Source organism: Streptomyces flavusporus (genome assembly GCF_046267975.1).
Lineage (GTDB): Bacteria > Actinomycetota > Actinomycetes > Streptomycetales > Streptomycetaceae > Streptomyces > Streptomyces flavusporus.
Genome location: NZ_CP176503.1, coordinates 6,768,718 through 6,794,743 on the forward strand (window position 1 = coordinate 6,768,718; position 26,026 = coordinate 6,794,743).

Annotated in this window: 28 protein-coding genes and 1 pseudogene; 12 read left to right on the top strand and 17 right to left on the bottom strand. The window is 71.0% G+C overall.

The features are described 5' to 3' along the window. Positions 1–119: 119 nt before the first annotated feature. Together ACKTSN_RS31975 and ACKTSN_RS31980 are read left to right on the top strand one after the other, a co-directional pair. Positions 120–884 carry a hypothetical protein gene (locus ACKTSN_RS31975; RefSeq protein ID WP_409472282.1) on the top strand — a complete coding sequence of 255 codons (765 nt, stop codon included), beginning with the start codon at positions 120–122 and terminating at the stop codon, positions 882–884. Between the two features lie 39 nt (positions 885–923). Beyond that, entirely contained in the window at positions 924–2,015 is a 1,092-nt protein-coding gene (locus ACKTSN_RS31980; RefSeq protein ID WP_409472283.1) for a S1 RNA-binding domain-containing protein, read from the top strand. A 48-nt stretch (positions 2,016–2,063) separates the two neighbouring features. Here the strand turns inward: ACKTSN_RS31980 and ACKTSN_RS31985 are convergent, their stop codons facing one another. Beyond that, positions 2,064–2,363, bottom strand: a complete 300-nt coding sequence (locus tag ACKTSN_RS31985) for a hypothetical protein (RefSeq protein WP_409472284.1) — start codon at positions 2,361–2,363, stop codon at positions 2,064–2,066. 15 nt (positions 2,364–2,378) lie between these two features. Between ACKTSN_RS31985 and ACKTSN_RS31990 the strand changes: the two genes are divergently transcribed. From ACKTSN_RS31990 to ACKTSN_RS32020, 7 genes are all read left to right on the top strand, one after another. Beyond that, the gene (locus ACKTSN_RS31990; protein WP_409472285.1) at positions 2,379–2,594 is read left to right on the top strand and encodes an ATP-binding protein; all 216 of its coding nucleotides are present in this window, start codon (positions 2,379–2,381) and stop codon (positions 2,592–2,594) included. Positions 2,595–2,760: 166 nt separating this feature from the next. Then, on the top strand, positions 2,761–3,606 hold the full coding sequence (locus ACKTSN_RS31995) for a radical SAM protein (RefSeq protein ID WP_409474972.1): 846 nt from the start codon (positions 2,761–2,763) through the stop codon (positions 3,604–3,606). A gap of 64 nt (positions 3,607–3,670) precedes the next feature. Beyond that, positions 3,671–4,324, top strand: a complete 654-nt coding sequence (locus tag ACKTSN_RS32000; protein ID WP_409472286.1) for a dTMP kinase — start codon at positions 3,671–3,673, stop codon at positions 4,322–4,324. Further along, positions 4,302–4,808, top strand: a complete 507-nt coding sequence (locus ACKTSN_RS32005; RefSeq protein WP_409472287.1) for a hypothetical protein — start codon at positions 4,302–4,304, stop codon at positions 4,806–4,808. The genes ACKTSN_RS32000 and ACKTSN_RS32005 overlap by 23 nt, the downstream gene beginning before the upstream one ends. Continuing rightward, a complete protein-coding gene (locus ACKTSN_RS32010; RefSeq protein WP_409472288.1) occupies positions 4,805–5,596 on the top strand; it encodes an STM4013/SEN3800 family hydrolase in 792 nt (263 codons plus the stop codon). The genes ACKTSN_RS32005 and ACKTSN_RS32010 overlap by 4 nt, the downstream gene beginning before the upstream one ends. 21 nt (positions 5,597–5,617) lie before the next feature. Beyond that, positions 5,618–6,100 (top strand): NUDIX hydrolase, encoded by a 483-nt coding sequence (locus ACKTSN_RS32015; protein WP_409472289.1) that lies wholly within the window; start codon positions 5,618–5,620, stop codon positions 6,098–6,100. Between the two features lie 134 nt (positions 6,101–6,234). Then, on the top strand, positions 6,235–6,375 hold the full coding sequence (locus tag ACKTSN_RS32020; protein WP_409472290.1) for a hypothetical protein: 141 nt from the start codon (positions 6,235–6,237) through the stop codon (positions 6,373–6,375). Between the two features lie 105 nt (positions 6,376–6,480). On the opposite strand, the gene ACKTSN_RS32025 is transcribed toward ACKTSN_RS32020, so the two are convergent. Genes ACKTSN_RS32025 through ACKTSN_RS32035 form a run of 3 tightly spaced genes read right to left on the bottom strand, consistent with a single transcriptional unit; the run spans position 6,481 to position 8,098 of the window. Next, the gene (locus ACKTSN_RS32025; protein WP_409472291.1) at positions 6,481–7,293 is read right to left on the bottom strand and encodes a methyltransferase domain-containing protein; all 813 of its coding nucleotides are present in this window, start codon (positions 7,291–7,293) and stop codon (positions 6,481–6,483) included. Then, complete coding sequence (locus tag ACKTSN_RS32030) at positions 7,290–7,520, bottom strand: anti-sigma factor family protein (RefSeq protein WP_409472292.1); 231 nt, start codon at positions 7,518–7,520, stop codon at positions 7,290–7,292. Before ACKTSN_RS32030 ends, ACKTSN_RS32025 begins: the two co-directional genes overlap by 4 nt. Continuing rightward, on the bottom strand, positions 7,517–8,098 hold the full coding sequence (locus tag ACKTSN_RS32035) for an RNA polymerase sigma factor (RefSeq protein WP_409472293.1): 582 nt from the start codon (positions 8,096–8,098) through the stop codon (positions 7,517–7,519). The genes ACKTSN_RS32030 and ACKTSN_RS32035 overlap by 4 nt, the downstream gene beginning before the upstream one ends. Before the next feature lie 130 nt (positions 8,099–8,228). Between ACKTSN_RS32035 and ACKTSN_RS32040 the strand changes: the two genes are divergently transcribed. Beyond that, complete coding sequence (locus tag ACKTSN_RS32040) at positions 8,229–8,741, top strand: hypothetical protein (RefSeq protein ID WP_409472294.1); 513 nt, start codon at positions 8,229–8,231, stop codon at positions 8,739–8,741. 72 nt (positions 8,742–8,813) lie between these two features. Here the strand turns inward: ACKTSN_RS32040 and ACKTSN_RS32045 are convergent. The 12 genes and pseudogenes from ACKTSN_RS32045 to ACKTSN_RS32100 form a co-directional block, all read right to left on the bottom strand. Beyond that, positions 8,814–9,454 (bottom strand): annotated as a pseudogene (locus ACKTSN_RS32045) (HAD family hydrolase). Between the two features lie 221 nt (positions 9,455–9,675). Further along, positions 9,676–10,731, bottom strand: a complete 1,056-nt coding sequence (locus ACKTSN_RS32050; protein WP_409472295.1) for a hypothetical protein — start codon at positions 10,729–10,731, stop codon at positions 9,676–9,678. Positions 10,732–10,950: 219 nt separating this feature from the next. Further along, complete coding sequence (locus tag ACKTSN_RS32055) at positions 10,951–11,928, bottom strand: hypothetical protein (protein WP_409472296.1); 978 nt, start codon at positions 11,926–11,928, stop codon at positions 10,951–10,953. Positions 11,929–12,225: 297 nt separating this feature from the next. Continuing rightward, positions 12,226–12,849, bottom strand: a complete 624-nt coding sequence (locus ACKTSN_RS32060) for a hypothetical protein (protein WP_409472297.1) — start codon at positions 12,847–12,849, stop codon at positions 12,226–12,228. After that, positions 12,809–13,636 carry an FkbM family methyltransferase gene (locus ACKTSN_RS32065; RefSeq protein ID WP_409472298.1) on the bottom strand — a complete coding sequence of 276 codons (828 nt, stop codon included), beginning with the start codon at positions 13,634–13,636 and terminating at the stop codon, positions 12,809–12,811. Before ACKTSN_RS32065 ends, ACKTSN_RS32060 begins: the two co-directional genes overlap by 41 nt. Then, the gene (locus ACKTSN_RS32070; protein ID WP_409472299.1) at positions 13,633–13,842 is read right to left on the bottom strand and encodes a Trm112 family protein; all 210 of its coding nucleotides are present in this window, start codon (positions 13,840–13,842) and stop codon (positions 13,633–13,635) included. Before ACKTSN_RS32070 ends, ACKTSN_RS32065 begins: the two co-directional genes overlap by 4 nt. Continuing rightward, complete coding sequence (locus tag ACKTSN_RS32075; protein ID WP_409474973.1) at positions 13,839–14,744, bottom strand: hypothetical protein; 906 nt, start codon at positions 14,742–14,744, stop codon at positions 13,839–13,841. The genes ACKTSN_RS32070 and ACKTSN_RS32075 overlap by 4 nt, the downstream gene beginning before the upstream one ends. Positions 14,745–14,759: 15 nt before the next feature. Next, positions 14,760–15,479: a class I SAM-dependent methyltransferase gene (locus ACKTSN_RS32080; RefSeq protein ID WP_409472300.1), complete on the bottom strand. Its 720-nt coding sequence runs from the start codon at positions 15,477–15,479 to the stop codon at positions 14,760–14,762. Beyond that, entirely contained in the window at positions 15,476–16,942 is a 1,467-nt protein-coding gene (locus tag ACKTSN_RS32085) for a condensation protein (RefSeq protein ID WP_409472301.1), read from the bottom strand. The genes ACKTSN_RS32080 and ACKTSN_RS32085 overlap by 4 nt, the downstream gene beginning before the upstream one ends. Further along, positions 16,939–21,216, bottom strand: coding sequence for an alpha-(1->3)-arabinofuranosyltransferase (locus ACKTSN_RS32090; protein WP_409472302.1), 4,278 nt, complete (start codon positions 21,214–21,216; stop codon positions 16,939–16,941). Before ACKTSN_RS32090 ends, ACKTSN_RS32085 begins: the two co-directional genes overlap by 4 nt. After that, a complete protein-coding gene (locus tag ACKTSN_RS32095) occupies positions 21,213–21,947 on the bottom strand; it encodes a class I SAM-dependent methyltransferase (RefSeq protein WP_409472303.1) in 735 nt (244 codons plus the stop codon). Before ACKTSN_RS32095 ends, ACKTSN_RS32090 begins: the two co-directional genes overlap by 4 nt. After that, positions 21,944–23,095, bottom strand: a complete 1,152-nt coding sequence (locus tag ACKTSN_RS32100) for a glycosyltransferase family 4 protein (RefSeq protein ID WP_409472304.1) — start codon at positions 23,093–23,095, stop codon at positions 21,944–21,946. Before ACKTSN_RS32100 ends, ACKTSN_RS32095 begins: the two co-directional genes overlap by 4 nt. 317 nt (positions 23,096–23,412) lie before the next feature. On the opposite strand from ACKTSN_RS32100, the gene ACKTSN_RS32105 reads away from it, so the two are divergent. Beyond that, positions 23,413–23,565 (top strand): hypothetical protein, encoded by a 153-nt coding sequence (locus ACKTSN_RS32105; protein ID WP_385513101.1) that lies wholly within the window; start codon positions 23,413–23,415, stop codon positions 23,563–23,565. A 2-nt stretch (positions 23,566–23,567) separates the two neighbouring features. After that, the gene (locus tag ACKTSN_RS32110; protein WP_409472305.1) at positions 23,568–24,875 is read left to right on the top strand and encodes a PucR family transcriptional regulator; all 1,308 of its coding nucleotides are present in this window, start codon (positions 23,568–23,570) and stop codon (positions 24,873–24,875) included. On the opposite strand, the gene ACKTSN_RS32115 is transcribed toward ACKTSN_RS32110, so the two are convergent. Then, on the bottom strand, positions 24,809–25,924 hold the full coding sequence (locus tag ACKTSN_RS32115) for an MBL fold metallo-hydrolase (protein WP_409472306.1): 1,116 nt from the start codon (positions 25,922–25,924) through the stop codon (positions 24,809–24,811). The two genes, ACKTSN_RS32110 and ACKTSN_RS32115, sit on opposite strands and share 67 nt — an antisense overlap. Positions 25,925–26,026: the final 102 nt, after the last annotated feature.

The window sequence follows — 26,026 nt, forward strand, 5'->3', positions numbered from 1 at the left end:
TGTTGGGACCAACGGAGCAGGTTTATGACGGGAGTTGGGACATGGGGTGACGAACGGAATCACGGGGGCATGTCCCCTGTGAGCGTGAGCGTGAGCGTGAGTGCGACTGCGGGAGGGCTATGCGCAAGCCGGGGCAGGGGCTCGTGGACCGCGCTGTCGATGCGGTCGTCGAGAAGGGTTCGGCCTTGCTCGACCGTCTCATGACCCACGAACGCGGCTGGGCGTGGGCGGCCGTTGATGCGTTCATCGCCGTGGCGATCCCGGTGTCCGTGGTGGGAGTCACGTACGCAGGAGCCATGCTGAACGCTCACGGCCCCGGCTGGCCGAGCGCGGCCCTGGGTGTGGTGATGATCGTGGCCGGCTTCTTCGGCGGGTTCTTCTCCTTCCTGCTCTACCTCCGCAGTGAGAGGTGGTTCATCGCCCAGTTCCTCGTGATGGGACTGAGCAGTCTGCTGCTGTGCGGGGTGGCGGCAGCGGTGAGCGGCTCCGTGGAGGACGAGGTGCTGCAGACCCGCGGCAGGCACACCCTGTGCACGGTCATCGAGGTCGACGAACAGCGGCACACGACCACGCACTACGACAGCGCGGGAAACGTGACGCACACCAGCACCCGGACCGACTACGTGCACCGTCTGAACTGCGCGGCCGGACGACCGGACAAGTTCATCATGGGAGTTCGGTGGGCAAGTCCGGGAAGCCGTCTGGAGGTCACATACGACCCCCGGGGCCGGGTCGGCGCCGTGCCGACGTCGTTGGTGGGCAGCCAGGGGGAGCCGTGGCCTCTCGCATGGGCGGGCCTGGGTGTGGTGATCACGGTGCGGCTCGGCTATGTGGCCGTGTTCTTCGTGGCGGCGCGAAGGTGGCAGGTACGGCGGGGCACGTGACCTTTACGGGCAGTCGGACGGTGCGGCAGGATCGCCGTCATGTCGATCTCCGGAACGGACGCGTACGACTCCACCGACCTCCTCCCCCCACTCGTCGAACGCGCCCTCACCGCCGCCCGCGCCCACGGCTTCCCTCACTCCTGCCGCCCCGAACAGGGCCGCCTGCTGCACGCGTTGGCGGGCGGCGCCCGCCATCTGATCGGTGAGACGGGCACGGGCTGCGGCGTCGGTCTGTCCTGGCTCGCCTCGGGGGCGGGTGAGGGCGTACGGCTGGTGAGCGTGGAGCGTGATCCGGAGCGGGCCCGGGTCGCGGCGGAGGTGTTCGCGGACCGGCCCGAGGTGGAGGTGGTCACGGGGGACTGGCGGCGCATCGAGGAGTACGGGCCCTACGACCTGCTGGTCCTCGACGGCGGCGGCACGGCCAAGTCCGCGGACGACACCCCGGCCGACCCGGCCCGGCTTCTCACCCCGGACGGCACGATCGTGATCGACGACTTCACCCCGGCCGCCGACTGGCCGCCGCTGCACGAGGGGGCCGTGGACCTGCCCCGCCGGTACTGGCTGGAGCATCCCGCGCTGCAGACGGTCGAGATCGCGCTCGCCGATGATCTGGCCACGCTCGTGGGGACCCGGCGCCGGCTCGCCGGGGCCGAGACCACGTGGCGAGGGCTGGAGCGCGGGCAGATCGTACGGGGAGTCGTCACCCGCATCGCGCCCTTCGGCGTGTTCGTGGACCTCGACGGCGTCGAGGGCTTCGTCACCGTCCCCGAACTTTCCCGGCACCGGTTCGACTCGCTCGACGAAGTCGTCCACGTCGGCCAGGAGGTCACCGCCGAGATCCTCGCCTTCGAACTGCCCCGGCAGCAGGTCCGGCTGTCCCTGGCCGCCCTTGCTCCGGACCCCCTGACGGAGTTCGCACGGAACGGGCTCGGCCGGGTGGTACGCGGCACGGTCACCAAGGCGGTCCCGTTCGGCGTGTTCGTACGGGTGGCCGACGGCGTGGAGGGACTCGTGCACCGGGACACGCTCACCGGCCTGTCCCTGCCCGAGGCGGGCGACGAGCTGTCCGTCGAGGTCGTCGGCATCAACCTCGTACGGAGGCGGGTCGCCTTGAAGCCGACGTCAACCTGACGGAAGGTCGGCCGCCGATGGCACGCCACAAGTGCCGTCGGCGGCTGATCACTTCAACGAGTCCTCGATCACCTCGAAGATGTCCGAGTTGGTCTCCTTCTGCCAGTCCGGCAGCTCGGCCCAGTCGGCGACATAGCCCGGCTTCGGCTCCTCGAAGTGGCGGTACATCTGGGCGATCCAGCAGATCGACACGAAGCGCCCCTTCTGCTCACGTGTGAGCCGCGCCGCGTGCCCGCCACTCAGGTCGAGGAACTGGCGCAGCTGCTCGCACACGGCACCGGCGGCCTCGCGCTCCCATTGGGGCGTGTCGTCCCAAGGCGTGACATAGCTGGGCTTCGGCTCGACCACACTCGGTGTCGGTCGGTGCGTGTCCTGATCAGATGCCGACCGGGCGGCGTCGTGCGCATCGGGGTTGCCGACAAGTCCCCTGACCTGCCGCAGGTGGGCAACCCCGGCTGCGACGCTGCGGGAGGCCGCGGCTTGATGCTGGTCGATGCGCTGAGCCTGCGGTGGGGCTACGACCGACACCGCTGGGGCAAGGTCGTCTGGGCTGAGCTTCGAGCGCCGAGCGAATCCTGACCCCCGTACAACCCTCACCACATCATCAGCCCCCTCCCTCTTGGAGGTAGCAGTGCACACTGCCCGGACCCCACTCCCCGCCTCTGCGGTTGACTGGACCGCTCTGCGCAACTTCGCCGCCCTTCGAGGGCAGTTACGGGTCTCCTTCGGACCCGCCTGCAACCTCGTGTGCTGGTTCTGTCACAACGAGGGGGATGTTCCGCCCCCCCCACGGACCCGAGAAGACCGGAGCCAGCGGCCGCGCAGGCGGTCGCTGTGCTCCGAGCACTACGTCACCGTCATCACCGCGCTCATGGAAGCCGGACTGCGCCGCGTCTACTTCACGGGGGGAGAACCGCTCCTCTCCCGCTTCGCTCGCCCCGTACTGGGCAACCTTCCCGAGCCCGGCCCCGCCGCCTCGTACACACTGATCACCAACGGCCTGCTCGTGCGGGCGAATCAGGAGTGGCTCGCCCGCTCCCCGCTGGACAAGGTGAAGGTCAGCCTCCACTACTTCTCCGACGAGTCCCTCCGGGCCATCGCCCAATCGCGTGTCGGAATCGACGCGATTCTTGACGGCATCGAGGCGGCACGAGAGATCTTCGAGCGCGTCGAGTTGAACACCCTGCTTCAGAAGGAGAATGCCCACGAGGTACGGGACATCCTCCACTTCGCCCTGGACCGCAGGATGCCCGTCCAGTTCATCGAACTCGTCGGGACGGACTTCAACGCGGATCGCGTCTCCTCCGCCGTTCCGGCCGACGAGATCGTGAGCTACCTCCGCACCCTCACCACCGACGAGCACACCGAGGTGGCAGGTGTCGGCCAGGGGCGGCGTGTGTTCCGGGTCGACGGCGTAGAGATCGACGTCATCCACCGCCACCTCGGCCGCCACCACGTCGGACAGTGCGGAACCTGCGCCCTGCGCACCCAGTGTGTCGAGGGCTTCTGGGCCCTGCGCTTCGATCACGACGGCGACTTCAGCCGTGCCTGCTGCGCGAAGACCTGCGCCTGGACCTCAAGGACTTCCTGACCGATCGCCGTCGGCTGGCCGAGGCCGCGGCTGGACACGTCACCTCGTTCACCCAAGGAACCCTATGAGCCTGCCGTTCCCCTACCGGCCCGTGTACATCGGAGAACCCGCTTTTCCCCTGATCGTGCTCGAAGGTGTCTCGGCCGTCGGCAAGTCGACACTGGCCGGCATCCTCGCCGAGCGGCTGAAAGGCGCGGGTATCCACACGCTCCCCCTGCCGCACTCCGACTGGTCCCGGGCGGTGAGCACCAAGCTGCGCCCGCTGCCCCAGTTCGCCTTCTACCTCTCCGGCGTCCTGCACGGCTCCGACTCGATCCGCCGGACGCGGCAGCTCAGCCCGGTGATAGCCGACCGTTACGTGTCGTCGGTGATCGCCTGCCACGCCGCCGTGCACGGGTTGGACGTCGACATGGTCACTGAGCTACTCGCTCCCTTCCGTTCCTACCTGGAGGTGCCGATGTACACCTTCTACCTCTGCTGCTCGGAGGCGTCCCTGCGTGAGCGACTCGCGCACAAGCAGGACGTGAAGGACGACGACATCGCCCTCCTGCGTACACCCGGTCGGCTCGCACAACTCGTCGACCACTTCGAAGCCGTCGCCGACTCCGATCCCACGGCCGTCCTGCTGGACACCGACGGCAGGACCCCGGATGACCTGGCCGACCGGATCCTTGACCATCTCGCGGAGGCCCTACGTGCTCAATCCCATCGACACTGACGCCGTCATCCGCGACGGCGGCGCCGTGGGCAAGTACCCCGGCGAGATCCACGACGGCGTGGCGTGGTGGCTCGGCGCCTGCTTCGTCGTCACACAGCGAGCCCGCAGGATCGCCGTGGCGCACGACGGACACCCGGTCAGCGCCGACATGGCGCACAGGTTCTGCAGGGGTGCCGTCAACGCCCAGCACTACGCCTGCAATGTGCGTTTCATCGGCCATCAGACTGAGGAAGTGCTGTTGAAGACCCTCGCTCGCTCCGAAGGGGTGCCCGGCGTCATGCTCGGGTCCGACGGGGTCCACGAGTCCCCAACGGTGCGCATCAGGCTCTTCAACAGCCACGGCGCGCTCATGGACGACACCAACGGCCTCGTCGAGATCCGCCGCCTCATTGCCGAGGACCGCGTTCCCATCCCGGTGAACGCACAGGCCAAGGGGACGATCGAGCCGTGGCACGACGAGCTCACTGCGGGAGGCCAAGCATGATCGACGCCGCCGAGATCATCGAGTCCGGTACGAGCATCCTCTTCGTCGCCCTCGACTCCCTCCGCTACGACGTTGCCCGCACCGCCCTTGAAGACGGGCTCACGCCCAGCCTGGAGAGACTGCTTCCCGAGGGCGGATGGGAGCAGCGGCACACGCCGGGCAGCTTCACGCTTCCCGCCCACATGACGTTCTTCAGTGGTTTTCTCCCCAAGGTTCCGCGACCCGAGCAGTCCCCACGGCTGTGGGAGTGCCGACCGCCCGCCTTCAAGACGATGGCCGAGGAGACGTTCGTATTCGATGCACCGAATCTCCTCAAAGGGCTGGGAAGGCACGGTTACCAAAGCGTATGCGTCGGAGGCGTGACGTACTTCTCCCGCGAGACGCCGCTCGGCTCGGTGCTGCCCGACCTCTTCGACGATGACCACTGGAGGCCCGAGTTTTGCTCGCCCGAGATGGACTCGACCCGTCATCAGGTCGATTACTGTCTCGAACTCGCTGATCGCTACGACAGCCGGCCGTTGTACCTGTTCCTCAACGTCTCGGCCACGCACGTCCCTCACGGTCACTACATCGGGGACAGCCGCGACACCGTGGCGTCTCAGAGGGCGGCCCTCTCCTATGCCGACAGCCACCTCGGCCGCCTGATCACCACGCTGACAGCCAAGAAGCGGTGGCTGATCATCATGTGCGCAGATCACGGTGACGCGTTCGGCGAAGACGGGTTTCACGGTCGAGGGATCGCGCATCCCGTCGTCATGAACGTGCCGTTCGCTGCTTGGGTGCGCTGATGCTCGCTACGCTCGCGTGGCATGAGCGACGACAATCAGAGCCGTGGGCCGCTCCGTGACGCCTCCGTAGTGGTGGCCCGTGATTCTGACGACCGGGTGGCCATCCTGAGTGCGGACTTCCCGCGGCATGGCGGCGAGCACCTCTTCCTTCCTGGCGGGCGGAGAGAAGACGGCGAGACGCCGGAGCAGTGCGCTCGGCGGGAACTGAGGGAAGAAGCCGGCGTCACGGCCGATGTCTGGCGTTCACTCGGCTCGTATGCCATCACACTCGACTCGGCGGCCCGCGTCCACCTCTACGAGGCGACCTCGTTGACCTGCGGGCCGCAGGAACTCACGCCGAGCGAGGAGGGCTTCAAGCTGATGTGGATGGCGGCGGCGGATGCGCTCGACGCCGTGGCGCAGGGCCGATTCCTTCTCCCGGCCGGACCGCTTGCCTTGCTCCTCGCGGAGAGGGGCGGCGCGGCCCCTCAACGTTCCAGCCCGGCGGGTACCGTCCGGGCATGAGGGCCGAGCGGTTGGCGGGCAGTGTTGATGCTGTCGTTACCGGCATCCTCGGATGGGTGTAGCTCTTCTTCAGGGAAGTGCTGAGCCGGCAGAACGCTGATTGGGGGGCATAGGCCAGACGGCGTCCTCCCACCGTGGTGGTGAAGGGGGCGTCGCTGGGGTCGTTGATCGAGGAGCTGGAGGTGCGGGAGACCGTGGCCCGTGCCCGGGTTGAGGAACTCCCACACGTCGCCACGTTCCTGCGGGATCTGGGTCGGCAGCAGGACACGAGATGACCTTGTCGTCGCATCGCCCTCGACCATCAAAGCCGCCTGGTCGTGAGCGAGTCGGGCGGGCAGTCCTCATGGGGGCGGACGCAGAGGCGGTCGTCACCCATGGCTTCACCAGTCGGTCTGTGTCCGCGGAAGCTGTGCTCGGACAACCACCGAGACTGCCACGGCCTGCTGCTGGTCCGCTGGGATCAGTTTCTTCATGAGCTGGATCACCTCTGCGCTGAACAGGGGGTACAGCGCGCAGTCGTCAACGCTCATGGGGCGGCGGTACGGCACGTGGACGTCCCGGAATCCAGCCCGCTCCAGCTTGCGTACGAAGTCGTCTTCGGACAGCGCCCCGGCCACGCAGCCGGCCCAGGCAGCGGGCTGGGTGAGGATCTGCGGCGGAAGCTCGTCCTGGCCGACGGTGAGGTCGGCGACGCAGAGCCTGCCGCCAGGATGCAGGACGCGTGCGCATTCGGCCATCACGCGGGCTTTGCGGGGGGAAAGGTTGATGACGCCGTTGGAGATGATCAGATTCACCGTGTCGTCCGGGAGCGGGATGGCCTCCATCTCGCCTTCCAGGGGTTCGACGTTCGTCAGAGCGGCGTCGGCCGCGGCGTCGGCGGTGCGCTGGAGCATCTCGGGGAGGAAGTCGAGGGCGATGACGCGGCCGGTCGGGCCGGTGCGGCGGGCGGCGAGGATGGTGTCGATACCGCCTCCGCAGCCGATGTCGAGGATGGTTTCACCGGGGTGGATGACGGTGCAGCGGAGGTGGTCGGCGACACCGAGGGCTCGGTCGATGGCGGCCTGGGGGACCTCGGCCAGTTCCTCGGGGGTGTAGAGCTTGTGGGCCACGGCGGCCGTGGACGCCGGGACGTTGCGGTAGGCGTCGCGGACCAGCTGCTTCACCTCGCCGCTGTGCATCAGATCGCGGCTCATCGGCCCAGCTCCTCCAGGGTCTCGTTCAGGCGCCGCAGGACGTCTGCGGGGATGTCCTCACGGCCCGTGCCGAGCAGGAGTCTGCGGAGCTCGACGGCGAATTCGAGCTCGCCGCAGCAGCGCCGGCACCGGGACAGGTGCTCTTCCACCGCCTCGCGGTCCGTCTGATCGACCGTGGCGTCGAGGTACTCCCACAGCTCCCGCACCGCCTCGGAACAAGTGATCAACGCACGCCCTCCTTCAGCAGTCCGTTCTCTTCCGCGTAGTCCCACATCTGCTTCTCGAAGAGCTTGCGGCCCCGGTGCAGGCGGGCGAGCACGGTGCCCAGCGGCACCCGGAGGATCGCCGCTGCTTCCTTGGCCAGGAAGCCGTGCATGTAGACCAGGACGAGCGCAACCCGGTAGATCTCGGGGAGCCGCAGCAGCACGGCGCGCACGTCCTCCTGCCCAAATCCCTGAAGGAAGTCCAGGTGGAGGCTGTCCGAGTAGGGGAAGGGATCTTCGTAGGCGATCTTCCGGTAGAGAGAGAAGTCCTCCACCTCCTCGAAGTCCACCGCGACCGGTTGCCTGGCCCGGGCCCGACTGCGGTCGCGACAGCAGTTGACGAGAATGCTCCGCAGCCACGCGGCACCCGCCGCCGGATCACGGAGCTGGTCGAGGCGTTCGAACGCCTTCACCATGCAGTCCTGCACCGCGTCCTCGGCGTCAGTACCGAGCAGGGACCGGGCGATCATGTAGAGCCGGGGAAGCTCTGCCCGCACCATTTGGCGGAAGTCTTCCCTCTGGTCGGCCTCGGTGACCTGCACGCCTACCACACCATAGAGACGATTCCTGACGCCGATTTTATTGCGTTTTGCCACGTTGCAATAACTTCATTTGCCCGCGCCGTCTTCATAGGCGAGAACACCGGTACGTCCGGTCGACCAAGGAGGCGCCATGACCACCGTCACGCATCGGAGGAGCACGGTCGGCACCGCCGGGAGCCCGGGAACGCTCCGACTGGGATCCGCGCTCATGGCGCTCGCCGGTCTGGCATTCGTCGGATACGCGGTGATCTTCTTCGTCCGCAACTTCACCGGCGCGTTCCTGGAACTGGGCATCGGCCCCGGCGAGGTGGATGTGGGCCGATCCGACATCCAGGCGTTCAGTCCCGAGCTGTACGACTACATCGCGCACCTGCACATCGCGGTGTCCGGCTTCATCGCGGCAGCCGGACTCGCCACTGCGGCGCTTGCCTGGTTCGGAGTCCGCCGCGGACTCCTGTGGGCCTATGTCACCGCGGTCGCCGTCCCCGTGCTCGGTCTGGCCGTCGCACTGCCCGCCCACTACCCGTACGACCTGGACACCCTCGGCCATCTCGGCCTCATCTACCTGGCCACCGCCGTGTTCGTCGTCGGGGCGCTGATCGCCCTGCGGCCTCTACTGTCGGCACGGAGGGAGTGCGGCTGACCGCTTGGTCTTAGTAGGTCCGGGGACTGGAAACGGAGCGTCAGCCACCGCGCCAGCCCCGGCCCTACTCAGTCAGCCTTCGATGACCGTCGTGAGCTGGGTGAGGTTGTCGATCCGCCAGTCCGACGCCGCGACGACCTCGGGGTCGTCCGCCCACAGGTGTCCCCACGGGCCCCGGCGGATGTGCGCCGTGCGCAGCCCGGCCGCCTTCGCGGGGAAGAGTCGTCGGCCGGGTGGTCCCCGACGTACAACGTCGCGCTCGGAGCAGCTTGCGCAACCTCCAGCACCCGCCGGAAGAAAACCGGCTGCGGCTTCGCCACACCCCACTCACCCGACGTGACAACGAGATTCGCCGGAAGATCCAGCTCCCGGAGCAACTCACCTGCGCGTGCCGTCTGGTTGCCCGCGATGATCACGCGTACGCCCCGCTTGCGCAGCTCGGACAAGGCCGGGCGGACATCGGTGTAGAGGTCACTCTCGTCGAGGCGCTCACCGCGGCCGGCGGCTTCGCGGGCGTGGTACTCGGCTGCGACGTCGAGGCCGGGCCGCGCGAGCCGCAGGGCCTCGGCATTGTCGTGCCCCTGGGCCACGACAGCCCCAACGAGCGCAGAGAGGGTGTGACGGGGGACGCCCAGCCAGTCAGCCCAGGACCCCCAGTAGCGGTCGTCCCGGGTGATCGTCTCGCCGACGTCGAACACGATGGTCTCAATCACGCTGCGAGCCTATGGTGTGGTCGCGGGATCACATCCTGCACCAACGTGCGGACAGGCGAGCTCAGCCGCTGAAGCATCCCTCACGTGAACTCCGCAACGACCTCGTGCCGCACCCCTCGCGCGTGCGGCACCTCAAAAGCCAGCCCCACCGCGTCGGCGCCGTCCCCTCCAGCGGCTGGGCCGGCGCGAAGGCGACCGGGTCTGCTCTCGGCGGAAGGCGGTCAGCGCAGCGCCCACACGTGCACTTCGGATCCTGCGACCGTGTACCAGGTCCCGTCACCGAGCCCGGTGGGAGTGCCGGACACGGGGAGGGGGTAGGTGACCGGTTCAGGCGAGCGCGTCGGGGAGGTGCCGATCAGCCAGTGCCGGCCTTCGCCCCACTCTTCGTCGCTCTCGACGGTTCCGGTGATCACGGTGGCCTCGTCGATGAAGCCCCCCGCCCAGTCCCACAAGGGCCACACCTCGTCGTTGTCGGGCTCCGCGTCGGGGTGTCGGGGGATGACCGACTCGGCGTCCCACTCAGCCAGGACGGAGCCGTCCTCGATGTCATGTACGGCCAGGGTGTCCTGATCATGGTTCACGGTCAGGAACCGGTCGCCCGACGGACTCACGTCGAGCAGTACCAAGTCCTGGTCCTCGAAGTACTCCACGGTCAGGGTCTCGCCGTCCCAACGCCCCCAGCGCAGGGGCGATCCGTCCTGGCCCTCCCCGATGGTCAGCCCCATCCGCTGCGGATCCGGATGGGGCACGTGCACACTGCCGGCGGCCGCTGACCGGGCGTTCGCCCGCGCGAGCAGCCGTCCGTCGACGGCGTCGAGGACCAGCCACTCGTCCACTGTCTCCGCGTCCAACTCGCCGCCGGGCAAAGGACCTCGTACGTGCGCCCACACCAGGCGTCCGTCGGCGGAGAAGCCAGCGGAGCCGCCGTCCGGGTACCGGTGGTCGCGGTCGTCGGCGTACTCCTCGAACGAGCGGTGCATCTCTCTGCAGGCGCCGTACCAGCAACCGTGGCGGACCTCCCACCGGACCGTTCCCGTACGGTCGATGGCCCGCAGCGCGTGCACTCCCGCGAAGACGGCCAGACTCCCGTCCGGTGCCACCGTGGAGGTGCCGAACCGCCGCGGCCAAGGGGTGCGGAACCGGATCGTGGCCTCGCCTGCCGTCCCGAACGAGCCGTCCACGTCCTGTACGACCAGCTCGCTGTCGCAGCGTTGCAGGAGTGCCCTGCGTCCCGGCAGCCCGATCAGGGACGGGGCGAATGTCTGTGAGGCGGGCAAAGGTGCGGCAAGCGTTGCGACAAGCCGAGCAAGCGAGGACATGCGGTTCTCCGATGGAGTGACGAAGCTCGGCGAACAGTACGACACACGACCGACAGCGCCGCGCTCCGGGCTCAGCCAGGTCACGCGGTGCCGCTCCGTGACGCCTCCGTAGTGGTGGCCGGTGACGCTGACGGCCAGGTGGCCATCCTGCCCCGCCTTGGAAGACGCACCGCACTCTCAAGCCCACGCTCGCACAGCGCCCCCCGTCGCAGGCGCCCAACTCGCGCACGTTGCAAGGGCGGCGCGGATCTGCTGGATCACCCACGCCAGGCGGTGAATGACGTCCTCGGCGGTGAAGCGGAGGACCAGGCGTACCTCGGGGCACTGTGCGATGCGGTTGAAGCGGTCCACGTCCCGGCGGTGGGACTCGCGGGTGCCGTGGTAGGCGTATCCCTCGATCTCCACGCCCAGGCCCTCGGCCCGGAAGAGGAAGTCGAGGAAGCATCGGCGTCCGTCGGGGGTGCGCAGCTCGGCCTGGGACTCGGGGTGGAGGCCGGCGTCATGCATCCGCAGGCGTGCCATCGTCTCCGCCGGCGAACCTGCGCCCGGGTCGGCCAGCTCCAGCCACCGGCGTGCCCTGGCCGACCCCCGGATCGGGCTGTCGAGCGCGGCGGCGAGTGTGGCGTGCACCGTGAGCGGCGCACGCCGTACTCCGCCGACCGTCCGCCGCGAGAGCGCCGAGTCCACGGCGACCAGGGCCTCGTCCTGTGGTCCGGCCCGAAGCAGGTCGGCGACCGTACGGATCGCGCCGGTGACCCGCAGGCCTTGCCGTTCCGTCACCTCGTCCGGGGCGAGGGGGAGGCGGTGGACCCGTATGCCCTTTCCCTTCGGGCGGTGGTTGAGCTCGGGGAGAATGAAATCGAGCGGCCGGACGGAGGTGGCCGGGGCGAGTGTCTCGATCAGCCAGAGTGCGGCCGCCGACCGGTGGCTCACGACGAGCCGGGGCTCGAGCAGCTGCATCGCCCGGAGCCGTGTGACGAGGTCCGGAGTCCGCCCAGGTTCGGCCCAGGCACCGTGCCGGAGCTGGGTCCAGCCCTCGGCACGCAGGGCACGCGTGAGTGAACTTCGGGGCCACCCGGCCTCCAGGGCACGGGAGACGAGCAGCACTCCGCCCTCGCCCAGCTCGCCCAGCGTTCTACGGTCCCCGTCTGCCACGGCCCCAGGGTGCCGGAGAAGCCGGGACAGCCGCACAGCCCTGTGGATAACCCGTCGGCCCTGCTGGCCGACGTTGCAATTGGCCGATTTGGCTCAGCTGGTCGATCGCGGTGCCCGGTGTCGGTGGGGGTGCGGGCGTGGGGGGATGGGCCAAATCGGCCAATTGCGGCAGGACTTGACCGTCGGACGTTCGTGAGGTGATGTCCGTCGCGGTCCTTGAGCAACGCCTCGTCGAAGCGCACGCCTATGTGGACGGCCTGCCCACCACTCTCCCGCCCTTTGCCGCGCTCCGGCGCACTAGTCGCCGACGGCCGTCCGCTGAAGCAACCCCCACGTAAACTCCGCGACGACCTCGTGCCGCACACCTCGCGCGTCCGGCGCCACAAAAGCCAGCCCCCACCGCGTCGGTGCCGTCCCCTCCAGAGGCCGGGCGGGGGCGAAGGAGCGGGCTGCTTCGTCGACCGTGCAGGACCACGGGGTGAGGTCGTCGATCGTGTGCAGGGCGGGGGATTCCGCGTCCGGTGCGCGGACCAGCCACTCGTTCCACACCACCCTGTTCGGCGCTACGAGGACCTCGAAGCGCAGGTCCGGCCAGAGGGGGAGCGGCCACTGCCAGGCCTCGCAGTCGAGGTCGCCGATGCGGCGGGGGGCCGTCGACTCGGGTGGGCCGAGGACCGAGCGGTAGCGGGATGCCGCGCTGCGGGACCGGGGCGAGCGGAGCATGGCCTGCCAGCGTTTGTTCGCCTCCCGCATCTGTGCGAGCGAGACGCCGAGTTCGCGGCGGGCGTCCTCCACCAGGCCGGGGTTGTGATCGGCCATGCGGCGCAGCAGGACGAGCTGGAAGTCGAGCGGCGTGAAGGGGCCGGTGGCGGGTTTTCCGCTAGCGGGGGGCTTTTCTGAGCGTGGCGGCATGGGGACCATCGTCGCCCACGTGGGGTCCGGCCGGACGCCGGCCGTCCGGGAGGAAGAGGACGGAGTTGACGTAGCGGGGGCGGGTGCGCAGGGGGAGGACTCGGCGGAGCAGGCCGTGGGAGGCGACGTGGGAGGTGAGCGCCTGGTGGGACTCCAGGGGGAAGTCGGACAGGGGGATCCAGTCGGTGCCGGGGAGGACCCAGCCGTCGTAGCCGAGGAGGGACAGGTACGTCAGGACCGGGGTGATCGGTTGGATGCGGGTCTCCAGTTCCACCAGCAGGGTCGGGCGGTCGCGGGCCAGCAGGGCTGTTGCGCCGCGCAGGACCGACAGTTCGCTGCCGTCCACGTCGACCTTGATGAAGTCGACGTCCCTCAGGCCCAGATCGTCCAGGGCGACGCAGCGGACCTCCACCGCGTGGGCGTGGATGTCCCGCCGGACGAGGGACGAGACGCCTCGGTCGCCGGTGTCGTCCTGGGGGAGCCAGAGGCGGGCGGTGCCGGGGCGGTCCGTGGCGGCCGCCTGGATCACGTGGACGTTCGCCGACGTCGTCGAGGAAAGGAGGCGTGCCAGGTGCGGGACGGGTTCCACGGTCACCACCCGGCGGGAGCGGGCGCTCAGCCGGCGGGTCCACGGGCCGTACCAGCCGCCGACGTCGACCGCGGTGCCGCAGCCGGGCGGGCAGAAGTCGGCGATCCTGGCCAACTCCGGTTCGAAGCGGGGGTACACCGCGCGGGCGGTCGCGGCGACCAGGCGGGCCGGGAGGAAGGAGGCCAGGCGGGCTGCGAGGGTGGTCATGGGGCCATCCGTTTGAGGAGTTCCTCGTGTTCGTCCTCCGTGACCTGCTCCCCGGAGGACGGCAGCAGCTGTGGGATCCCGTCGACGATCGGGTAGCGGCGGTGCAGCCGCGGGTTGTACAGGGCCTCGGCCGGTGGCAGCAGGTGCAGGGGGCCCTTGTCGAGCGGGCACGCCAGGATCTTCAGCAGCGGGTCGTCGGGGGTCATGGGGGTGTCAACTCCTGGGCTGTGAGGGGTGGTTGGGGTGCCGTGTCGTGCTTCGGCATGCTCAGCAGCACGGTGACCGCCAGTGCCGTGCCCGCCAGCCGCAGCGCCATCCGCAGCGGGTCGTCCGGCAGTGCCTCGCCGAACGACAGCGTCCCGAGCACCGCCGTGTACAGGCAGGTCACCGTCGTGCACACCGGCACGATCAGCGAGGCCCGGCAGCGCTGCAGCGCGGCCTGCGACATGACCAGGCCGAACGCGCCGGTGAAGAGCAGGAGGTACGGATACGGGGAGCGTAGGACGTCCAGGAGCGCTCCGGCGGGATCGCTCGTCGTCCAGTAGCCGGAGACTCCCTTGATCGCGAGCGAGCTGACCCCGTAGAGCAGGCCCACCGCCACCCCGTACTCGACGCCGGTCGTCGGCAGCCGGTGGCGGCGCAGGGCGCGGCGTTCGGCCGCGCGGTACAGCCACACGCCGGACGCCAGCGACGGTACGCACAGCAGCAGGACCAGGGCGTAGGGGGCTTGCCGGCTGACCGTGTCCGTGGCCTCGTCCAGCGACAGTACGACCATCAGGAGCGCGGCGAGGATCGCGGCCAGCGCGTACCGCTCACGGCCGCTGGTCTCCTCGCCCAGCAGCCGGGCGGAGAGCAGCACGAGCAGGACCAGGCCGGAGACGAAGATGCCCTGTGCGGCGGCGATCGGCAGGGTGCGGTAGACGATGAGCTGGGCGGCGAACCCGGCGGCGAGGGCGAGCGAGCCGCCGATCCACAGCGGACTGCCGAGCACCAGGCGCAGCAGGCGGCCGGGGCGGCGGACCGTGACCTCCGGCAGGGCGGCCAGCGCCCGTTTCTCCAGCACGAACCCGCTGCTGTACAGGACGTTCGCCATCAGGGCCGCGGCCACTCCCCACCACACGGCCTATGTCCTTCGTGCGTGCAGGAGGAGGATCGAGGCGAGGGGTGGTCTGGCGCAGGCCAGGCGGTCCAGCGGTCGTAGCGGGCGTGGTACGCCGTGGAAGGGCGCCCCGTCCAGTCGTACGACTTCGAAGCCCGCCGCGGCGACGAACTCCCGCAGTGCGCGGGCGGTGTACAGCCGCAGGTGTCCGACGACCTCCCGGCCGGGGCGGCCGTGGATCGCGCGCAGGCTCACCTCGGAGAAGACCGGCTGGACGCCGACGGCCAGCAGGACGCGGTTGTACCAGGCGGCCAGGTTCGGAGTGGACAGCATCAGATGGCCGCCCGGGCGCAGGACGCGTCGGATCTCGTCCAGGGCGGCGTCCGGGTCGACCAGGTGCTCGATCACCTCGCTGAAGAGGACGGCGTCGGCCGAGCCCGTTCCGAAGGGCAGTCCGGTCAGTTCGCCGCGCACTGCGTACGGCAGCCTGGTGCGGGCGCGGGTCAGGGCGTCGTGGGACCAGTCGACGCCGACGATGCGGTGGCCGGGCAGGAGGGGGGCGGCGGTGGCGGCAGCGGTGCCGTCGCCGCAGCCGATGTCGAGGACGGTCTGTGCCGTGTCCGTGCCGAGGGCTGCGGCCAGCATGCGGGCCTGGCGGAGGCTGCGGGGAGTGCCGGAGGCGACGGGGACGGCGGGGTTCTCGTAGAAGTCCCGCAGGTTGCCGGGGGGTGCGGTGGTGGTCATCGGGTGACCTCCGTCGTGTGCAGGTAGTGCTCGAACAGGTCCCGCAGGTGGGCGCCGTCGCCGTGGCCGAGCAGGGTGCGGGACCAGCGCAGAGCCAGGTGGAGGCGGTCGGCCGTGGACGCGGTGGTGACCGTGAGGCCGCGCGGCATACGGGCGGGGGCCGAGAACCAGACCGCGTGGGCGCGGCCGGCCTCCTCGCCGAAGTCCAGGGGGTACGGGATGCGGCCGATGTTGCTGAGGAGTGTCGTGGACGTCCAGGGTGCGGCGGCGCGGCGGAGGCCGCGGGTGAGGGCGGCGCGCCAGGGGACCGGGAGAACGGGTGCGGTCAACAGGGCGGCTCCGTGGCCGAGTTGGGGGCGGGGGAGGGATTTGAGGGCGCGTGTGCGGGTTGCCGTCCGGCGGAGCAGGACGTCCATGCGGTCGTGGTTCGGGGTCAACTCATCTGGAGGGAAGGGGACTTCGACCAGGCGGGTGCCGTTGCCGATGGGCATCGTTGTGTCGCGGGGGCGGTCGTCCACGGGCATGGTGATGCGGAGGGGGCGGGGGCGGGCGCCGTGTTCCCGGTTCCAGTGGGCGATCGTCAGGGCGGTGGTGACCATGAGCTGGTCGTTCACCGTGTAGGGGGAGCCCTTGGGGCGGTGGGGGAGGGGGAGGTCGGTGACGAGCATGCCGTTGCCGGGGGAGGGGGAGGGGGTGCCGGGGGCGATTCTTGCTGGTGGGGACCAGTTGGAGGGGGTGTCTTGGGGGGTGGTTTGTGGCGCTTGTGAGGGGGTGCGTACGGGGGGTGGGGTGGGGGAGTTGTCCACGCCGCTGTAGAGCTCCGCTGCGGTGGCCAGGACGCGGAGGCAGGCGGGGCCGTCCAGGGCGGTGTGGTTGATGGTGAGGAAGAGGACCGTGCCGGAGGGGGTGTGGTGCGGGTCGGGGGTGGTGCCGGCAGGGTGGGTGCGCGGCCCGGCGTCGCGAGGTGCCGCTGCGCCCACCCTCCCCCACTCTCGGCTTCGCTCGAGCGGGGGGACCCCCATCGCCCCAGCGGCACGACTGCCCGCAGCTACGTCCGTGACGACCTCCAGGCGTATCGGGGGCGACAGCGACAGTGGCGGGGCCTCCGTCAGCGCGCGGGTTCTGGCGTCTCGTAGGGCGTCCCGGGTCGGCGGTGGAAAGCTCACCACCTCCACGTCCGGTTCTGTGGTCAGTTCCCATTCGTAGCGGCGTCGGTGCCACCGTCCCGGGGCCTCCCGCATCAGGATGCGTGGGTGGCGTCGGAGGGCCTCCGTGAAGGCCTTGCGGAGGCGGGGTGGGTCGAGGTGGCCGGGGAGGTGGACCTCGATGTGGACGGTCTCCGGTTCCTCGTCCTGGAGGCAGTGCCGGGCGACCTCGTCCACGACCGGGAACGGGATGCGGACCGGCGGACGGGTCGGGTGCGCCGGGTGGCCCGGTTGTGCCGGATGCTCGAGTGCGGTCATGGGCGTTCCCCTCTTCCCTGGCCGAACTGCGGGTTGCCCGGACCGCGCGCGGAGACCGTCGGCCCGGCGTCGGGCGGCGGGATCGGCCCGTGCTCGCCCCGTCGGCGTCGGGGCAGCGGTTGCGTCGGTGGCTCGGAGGTCCCCGGCACCGGTGGCAGCACCGCCGTCGTCCCCGGCGCTCCCCGCTCCCGTACGCTCACCAGGCCCGCGAACAGTCCGATGAGCGCCAGCAGTTGGGCTGCCGGACCGAATGCTCCCGTGCCGTCCCCCACCGGCTGCCCGGCGCCCGTCGCCGCCGCGATGCCGGCCCCGGCGAGTGCCACGAAGGCGATCGGGACGAGCAGGGCGTGCCGCCGGTACGCCAGCAGCGCCAGTGCCGGCACCAGCAGCGCGAACCATCCGGCGATCACGATGCCGACCACCGTCAGCACCGCCGTGCCCAGCCACAGGCCCGGCGACCCGGGCACCGGCTGCGGCGGGTCGGGGTTGGGAGCGCGGCGGCGCCACAGGACCAGGGCCAGCAGCGCCGCCATGCCCACGCCGCTGCCGATGAGGGCGGCCTCGTAGGTCGTCGACGGCTCGTACGTCAGCTTGACCGTGCCGCTCGCCCCGGCCGGGATGCGCCAGCCCTGCTGCCAGCCGTCCAGCCGGACCGGGGTGAGTTCCTCGCCGTTCAGCGTGGCCCGCCAGCCGTCGTTGAAGTTCTCGTACGTCGTCAGGTACGAGGCCGCGCCCGAGCCGACGCTCACCTCGCGCAGGTCGCCCAGCCAGTCCCGTATCTCCAGGTCGCGGTCGGAGGTCACGGGCTCGGTCACGGTGCCGCGGGTGAGGGTGACGTCGGTGAGGACCAGCGGCCCGGCGTCGCCCGCCTCGACGCGGTGCGTGCCCCGGGTCAGTTCCAGCTCGTCCGACGGGCACACCGACACCTCGACCGGCCGGTGTTCCGCCAGGTCGCGTACGGTTCCCTGCACGCTCGTGCGGTACAGCTTCCCGTCCACGGCCAGCACCGGTCCCTCTCCGCACGGCAGTGAGAAGGTGCGCTCGGGCTTCGGCTGGGGGGTGCGGTAGCGGTCGAGGGCCGGGAGGTAGGCCTCGGTGAGGCCGACGGGGAGTTGCAGGTCCTCGTCGACGACCGGGTTGTGGAGGGTCAGGGGGGCGGTTTCGGTGATGGTGATGTCGAGGCGGTCCGTCGTGATCGGCGGGAAGCGGACCCAGCCGTTCTCGTCGACGCCGGCGGTCGCCGCGCCGTCGGGGGAGCTGATGTGCACCTCCGTGGGGCGGGTGGACAGGCCGCCCGCGGGGGCCAGCACCAGTTCGCTCACCGGCTGCTTGGCCGGCCAGCGCAGGTGGAGCGTGGGGCGGTCGCCTGCGATCCATGCCGTCGTCAGGTCGCCGTCGGTGAGGTTGCGCGCGGACAGGCCCGTGCCGAGCCGTGCCGTGGAGTCGGCGGTCGCGGTGATGCGGTTCTGCTGGTCGGGCGCGATCTCGTAGAGCAGCCGGTCGAGTTCCTCGCCGGGGATCGGTACCGCGCTCGCCTTCACCTCGTACGTTCCCGCCGTGCCCGTCGAGAAGCGGCGGTGCAGGCCCGCCTCGGTGCCGGTCGGGGACGTGCCGGTGGGGTCGGCGGTGCGGTGCAGGGAGATGAGCTCACCAGGCGCCGTCTCCGACGCGTCCGTCGGCAGCCGCAGCATCCGGGTCACCTGTACGTCCGGCAGGGCGATCTCGGCGAAGCCCGCCCCCAGCAGACCGGCCCGGCGCTCCACCGAGTCGACGATCGTCAGCTTCATCCAACTCGTCGCACCCGCCGGTGCCTTGACGCGCTGCGTCATGCCGTTCGGCTGGAGGAAGCTGGTGACGGAGCCCCGCTCGGTCTCCACCCGCACCCGGGTCGGCGCCGCCCGCACGCTCTCCTGCGGCAGCGGCGTGACCCGGAACGACGACGGCATGTCGTAGTCCTCCGTGAAGCCGATGCGCAGCCACTGCCCGTTCGGTGTGCCGTCCGAGCCCTCCGTCCAGGCGGTGTCCGGGTTGCCGTCGAAGGCGTTCACCGGGTCGAACTGCGGGAGATGGAAGAACCAGCTGCCGTACGAGGACGCCGTCACCGAGCGGGCGCCGCGCAGCTCGGCCACCGTCTGGTGGCCGGTGCCGGTCACCGGCAGGATCTGGTGCGGAGGCTCGCCCGCGTCCTGGTAGGCGTCCGGGGCGTTGCGCTCGTCCCGGGTGTACGTGTACGAGGTGTTGGCGTTGACCAGGCCGAACCGGGTGTCCGCGCGGCGCAGCCCGTCGCCGACGACCTGGAGCTGCGGGGAGCCCAGCCCGGGGTGGTTGTCGCCGGTCAGGACGGAGGCCCGGCCGCGCAGTTCGGCGGCGAGCGGCAGCAGGGACTCGGGGCCACCGGAGACGACGGCCGTGTCGGCGACCGGGTACAGCATGGCCTGGCCGGGCCGGGGGACGTCCTCGCCGCGCGGCTGGTAGATCTCCACCGCGCGCTGCCGGGGGTAGAGGCCCTCGACCTGGAGTGGGGTGTCGTCGGCGATCCGCCCGCCGGTCATGACCGGGCCGAGGCCGGTCACCCGCTGGTAGCCGGACTGCTCCAGGGTGCGCTTGACGGTCGTGGTCGGGACGGCGCCGATCTGGTCGGGGTCGAGGTCGTTGCGTACGACGACGTAGTGGATCCCGGCGCGGCTCAGGTAGTCCGCCAGGCCCGGCACTTCGCCGCCGGTCAGCAGCGCCTGCTCGACGGCGTCCATCGCGCGCCGGTTGCCGGGGGTGCCGAAGGGGACGTAGTCGCGTTGGGCCCAGCGGGAGTCGGCGAGGACGTCGAGGGGCTGGTCGATGGTCGAGCCCCAGGTGTGGATGCCGTGCGCGGTGGCCGGGACGACCAGGGCGCGCGAGTCGGGGGAGTACTTCTCCAGCCAGTCGGCCGTGGCCTGCCAGTACTTGGGGAGCTCCTGGAAGGAGCCCGGGTTGAGGATCGATCCGTTGAGGTACGGCCACAACAGGCCCGGCAGGATCAGCACCGCCGCGACCAGCGGCGCGAAGCGGCGGCCGGGAACGCGGCGGGCGCCCCGCGGTTCGGCGGCGACGGCGATCAGGTGGGCCAGGCCCAGCACCAGCGCCAGGGCCAGACCCGTCTGGAACTTGTAGATGTTCCGGAAGGGTGCCAGCCAGCCGTTCAGCCAGTCCTGCACGGTGTCGTGGAAGGGCGCGCCGAACGCGCCGCCGTACCCCGCGAGCAGGATCAGCGCCGCCGTCAGCACGGTCAGCACCAGCCACCGCCGCTCCGGCAGATCCCGGCGCGCCAGCCCGGCCAGCCCCAGCCCGGCCGCGCACGCCGAGCAGACGATCACGACCACCGAGGACGCCACCGCCCACCCGGCCGGCAGCCACGCCTCACCGAAGTGGAGATACGCCACCCAGTTGCCCGCGCCGCGCAACGCCTCCGGCGCCGACATCGTGGCCGTCGTGGTCTGCGAACTCTCCACGTAGGGAAGGAAGTTCTCGCCGTACACGCCGAGCAGCAGCAGCGGGATCCACCACCAGGCGGTCGCCACCAGCACGCCCGGCACCCACCAGGCGATCAGCTTGCGCTGCCGTGGCCCGGGCGGGCGGGACAGCAGGTACAGGCCCACCGGGAGCAGCGACGCCAGCGTCGAGGCCGCGTTCACACCCCCCATGAACGGGACGATCAGCGCCGATCGGATCGCCGCGACCCGTGCGCTGTACCGCTCGTTCGTCAGCGGCAGCAGCACCCACGGCAGGAACGCGCCGGGCAGCGCCGCCGCCGACGTCGAGCCGACGACGGTGGTGAACACCGGCCACAGCGCGTACGCGACCGCCGCGAGCAGCCGGGACGTGCCGTTGCCGATGCGCAGCCGCTCCGCCAGCCGCAGGGCGCCCCAGAAGGCGACGGCGACGACGATCGACATCCACAGGCGTTCCGCCAGCCACACCGGCAGGCCGGCCGTGCGGCACAGCCAGTGGAACGGCAGCATCGGCCACAGATAGCCGACGTACTGGTCCTGGATGCCGCCGAAGCCGCCCCGGTCGTGCCACAACTGGCCGAGATCGGCGAGGAACTGCCCGGGGTCGACGGTCACCCCGAGCTTGGTGTCGAAGGTCTGCCGGCCCGGCTGCACGGCCAGGAACAGCACGAGGACCACGGCCCAGAACCCCAGCAGCCAGCGCCGCGACCGCGGGCCCTCCGGGGGGCCCGCGGTGGTCGCGGTGGTGGGGACGGCTGCCGGAGGAGGGGCCTGGACCGTGGTCGTCATGGGGGACACCGCCGGAGGATGAGGAGGAGGTTCCAGGTGGCCAGCTCACGGATGCCGGGGACCTTGACGACGGCCTCCGTGAGGAACGGCCAGTAGCGGGAGCGCGCCGTGACGACCGTGACGTCGTCGCGGGCGCGCACCTGCCGCAGGGTGGGGCCGATGTGCACGGCGAACAGGTTCTCGCCGAGGGTGTGCTTGGCGTCCTTGCCGGTACGGCGGCGGTGGCGGGCGCGGGCCCGTTCGGCGCCGAGGTAGTGCCAGGGCGCCCACTCGTGCCCGCCCCACGGGGACAGCCAGTTGGTGAACGACACGTAGATCAGCCCGCCGGGCCGGGTCACCCGCGCCAGCTCGCTGAGGAACGTCTGCGGATCGGCCACGTGCTCCAGGACGTTGGAGGAGAAGGTGACGTCGGCGACCCCGTCGTACAGCGGCAGCAGATAGCCGTCCGCGATGACCGACCCGTCGGGCGGCTTCTCGCCCAGCTCGCGTACGTCCGGCTCGAACAGGTAGGCCTCGGCGCCGCGGCGCCGGAACTCCTCGGTGAAGTGGCCGCTGCCGCCGCCGACGTCCACGACGGTGCGGCCGGCGAGCGGCCCGTCGTAGGCCTCGACCTGGTCGGCGGCGTCCCGGGCGAGCAGCGAGTAGCAGGCCTCGGGATCGTCCTGCTCGTGGAGGAAGGCGCGGAAGAGGGCGAGGGACCGGCGTATCGACGGGTCCTTGAGGCCGGTCACGGCTCCCAGCCCCTCACCGCCTCGGCGGCTACCGCGCGGAACTGCCGGACCGTCCGATCCCAGCGGTAGCGCGCCGCGTGTTCACGGGCCGCCTTGCCCATCAGCTCCCGGCGATGCGCGGACAGCGCAAGCGTGCACCAGGCGGCGGCGAAGGACGACTCGCCGTGTGCAAGGACGCCGGTCTCGCCGTCGATCACCGAGTCCCGGAGGCCGGGCACGTCGAAGGCGATCGTCGGCGTTTCACGGGTGGCCGCCTCGGTCACGACCAGGCCCCAGCCCTCCACCGCCGAGGGATGGACCAGCAGCCAGGCCGCGCACAGCAGTCGGTGCTTCTCGGCGTCGGAGACATGGCCGGTGAACTCCACGTCCGGGCCCGCGAGCCGCTCCAGCCGCTCGCGTTCCGGGCCGTCGCCGACGATCAGCAGCCGGCCGCCGGTGACCGGCCGGACCCGCTCCCACAGCCGTAGCAGCAGGTCGATACGCTTGTACTCGACGAGCCGGCCCACCGCCAGGAACAGCGGCTCGGGTGAGCGGTCCGCCCGCGGACCCGGTTCCTCCACGCCGTTGTGCACGACCCGGATGCGTTCGCGTTCCACGCCGATCGCACGCAGAGCGTGGGCCGTGGACGGGGACACGGCCACCATCAGGCTGCGGGCCTGTGCGCCGGTCAGCGCCCAGTGCTCGAGTCTTCGGCCGATGCGGGCGGCGGGGGCGAGCGGACCACCGAAGCGCATCTGCCACAGATCGGTGTGTACGTGGTTGACCAGGCACAGCGTCGGGCCGCGATGCCACATGGGCGCGAGGTAGGGCATGCCGTTGCACACCTCGACCAGCAGGTCGCAGTCACCGACCTGACGGGCGAAGGCGGAGCGGGCGCGCAGATAGTGGCCGTAGGCGCCGCCCGCCGAGACGACTCGGTAGTCCCGATAGGCCGCGGGGCCGCCGCACAGCAGCGTGACCTGGTGGCCCAGCCGGGTCAGGCCCTCGGCCAGCCGGTCGACGAGCAGCTCGGAGCCGCCGGCAGCCGGATTGCCGAGGTCCCGATGGGCGAGGAAAACGATTCGGCGCGGGGGTGGGGGGAGCGCCGAAGGGCGCTGCTGCGGCCGGGGGAGCTCGGTGCGCAGCGGCGGCGGTACGTGCTGGGGCATGGGTGCTCCAACTCGTCTCAGGGTGCGGAACTCAGCGTGGGGAAGAAATAGTCTCTGTGCTGTTCCTGCGTGGGGGCTGTGGACGGGTTGTGCTCGGGGTGGGTGGACAGTTTTCGCCCAGGCGTTCGTCAGGGCTACTCACCGGCATGACAATTTCGGCGCTTGTTGTAGCTGACGTCACGTCACAAAGTGAGCCTCGGCCGATACCCACCCTTGACGCCGTGTGAGCGACCTGTCGACACTGGGCTCCGCACGGGAGGGGCGGGGCACCGGGGTGGGACGACCTCCGGACTCTGAACGAGAGAGGCTGACCCCGCATGCCCAGACTGCTCGCCGCCACCGTGACCGTCGTGATCGCCGCCGCCCTCGCGGTGGGCGCCGCGTTCGGCATCGTCGCACTGCTCGAGTCCACACCCGAGCAGCCCAACACGCCTTTGATCACATACGAGCAAGCGGGCCAGGGGAGCTGACGGTGGCGGCCCGTCCGGCAGCGGTCACCGCCCGTTCCGCCTGGCACGACGTACCCCGGCTCCAGGTGCGCCGGTTCGCGGCCATCGCCATGGCCGAGGCGCCCGCGCTCGCCGAGGAGATCCTCGGCGAGATCCGCCGCGAGTACCCGCACCTGCCCGTCGTCCTGGACGAGAACGGCGAGCCGATGGCCCTCGTCGGCATCCGCCGCGCCATCGAGGTGTTCGTGCAGCACCTGGAGCACGCCGACTACTCCACGGGCCGCCCCACCGTCCCGCCCGGCGTCTTCCAGGACTTCGGCCGCGGCGAGGGCCGGGGCGGCCGCACCCTCGACTCCCTCCAGGCGATCTACCGGATGGGCGTACGCCTGGCCTGGCGCCGTTTCGCCGACATCGGGCAGCGTGTGGAGATCCCGCCGCCCGCGATGTACGAACTCGTCGACGCCGGCTACGAGTACCTCGACGGCCTCGTCGACCAGTCCGTGCGCGGCTACGCCGAGGCCGCCGCCCGCCAGGCCGGGGAACGCCTGCGCCTGCAACGCCGCCTCATGGAGCTGCTGCTCGCCGAACGCCACCGCGGCGACCCGGCCGACGCCCTCGCCGAACGCGCCGCCCGGATCGGCTGGCAGCTGCCCGAGAAGGTCGCCGTCGGGGTCCTGCTGCGCCCGGCCCGTGAGGCGGTGGCACCGGCGGTCGGGCAGGGCGTGCTGCTCGACCTGGAGTACGAGCAGCCCCGCATGGTCGTGCCCGAACCGGACGCCGCCGGCCGGGGCGAACTGCTGCACCGGGCGCTCGGCGGCTGGGCGGGCGCGATCGGACCGCCCGTGCCGCTCGCCGACGCCGCCAAGTCGCTGCGCTGGGCCGAGGCCGCCGTACGCCTGATGGAACGGCGGCTGCTGCCCGCCGGTGAGGTGCTGTTCTGCACCGAGCACACCGAGGCCCTCGTCCTGCTCCAGCCGGAGGAACTGATCGACGACCTGGCGCTGCGCTGTCTGGCGCCGTTGGCTCATTGCGGCCCCACTCATGGGCGGAGACTTGCGGAGACGTTACTGGCGTGGCTGGAGACGAGGGGCGGCGCACCGGAGGTGGCGGCACGGCTCGGCGTCCATCCCCAGACCGTCCGCTACCGGCTGCGGCAGATACGCGAACTCTGGGGCGACGAGATCGACGACCCCGACCGGCGCTTCGAACTGGAACTGGTCCTGCGGGCCCAGCGCCTGCGCGGTGAGCTCGGCCGGGGCCGCACTCAGCCCCGCCGGGCGCCCACCGGCAGGCGGGCCAGGTCACGGCCCACCACCACGCGGCCGGAGTAGCCCTTGCTCGCCTTGGTGTGCCAGGTCGAGTCGTCGACGATGTTCGTGGCGCCCGGGACCAGATGGCTCAGCACCAGCGTGCCCACACCGGCGCGTTCGGCGAGCGGGCCCACCCGGGTCGCGTCCGTGTGGCTGATCTCCATGTGCCGCAGCTGCGCCGGCTTCAGCCCGCCCAGGGCCAGTGTCTCCAGGTCCATCACCTCGTGCACCAGCACGTCCGCGCCCCGGGCCAGCCGCGCCACGTTCCCGCAGGGCGCGGTGTCGCCACTGAACACCACCGAGCCGTCCGCGGTGTCGAAGCGGAAAGCGAACGACGGAAAGACCGGCGGATGCTCGACGAGCACCGCCGTCACCCGCACCCGGTCGTCCCGCATCACCTCGAACGGCTCCATCGGCGGCGCCATCAGCTTGCGCGGCCCCGCCCCCTTCGGCAGCGGGAAGCGCACGTCGTGCGGCCGGATCAGGGTGCGGATGTCGGGCCAGCCCTCGCTGCGCATCCGTACGTTGATGTCGTACGCGGTGGCGGCGATGTGCCCGGCGATCAGGTCCTCGGTGCCGGGTGCGGGCTCCGACGGGCAGACAGTCCGCACCGAGCGGCCCTTCGGCCAGGTGGCGGGGAGGTTCCCCGCGGAACCGGGCCCGTAGACGTGCACCGGGCCACCCAGCGGCTGGTACCCGCCGAACCGCAGCCACAGCAGGGCGTACAGGTCCGACAGATGGTCGGAGTGGAGGTGGGTGACGAAGATCGCCGCGAGCTGCTCGGCCGTCAGCCAGGCCTGCGCGTACCGGCCGAAGATGCCGGGGCCGCAGTCCACGAGGTAGGCCCGGCCGTCGACGACCAGCGCGGACCCGATACCGGCGCGACCGTGCATGGGGACGGGGCCGCCGCTGGTGCCGAGCAGGATCAGCTCGGTACCGCGGCTCGGCTGGGGAGCGGCGTTCGCGGGGGCGGGCCGCAGGGGGACGGCGGCAGCGGCGGTGAGCGTGGAGGCGGCAGCGGCGGTGCGCAGGACCGTCCGGCGGGTGGGGGCGTCCGGGGATGAGGGCATGGCGGATCCCAAGGGGGTGAAGAGGTCGTACGGGCGGCAGGTACGCGGTGGGGGCGCGTGACGACGGTGCGTTCTCTTCAGCAGTCAACGGCGGCCGGACGG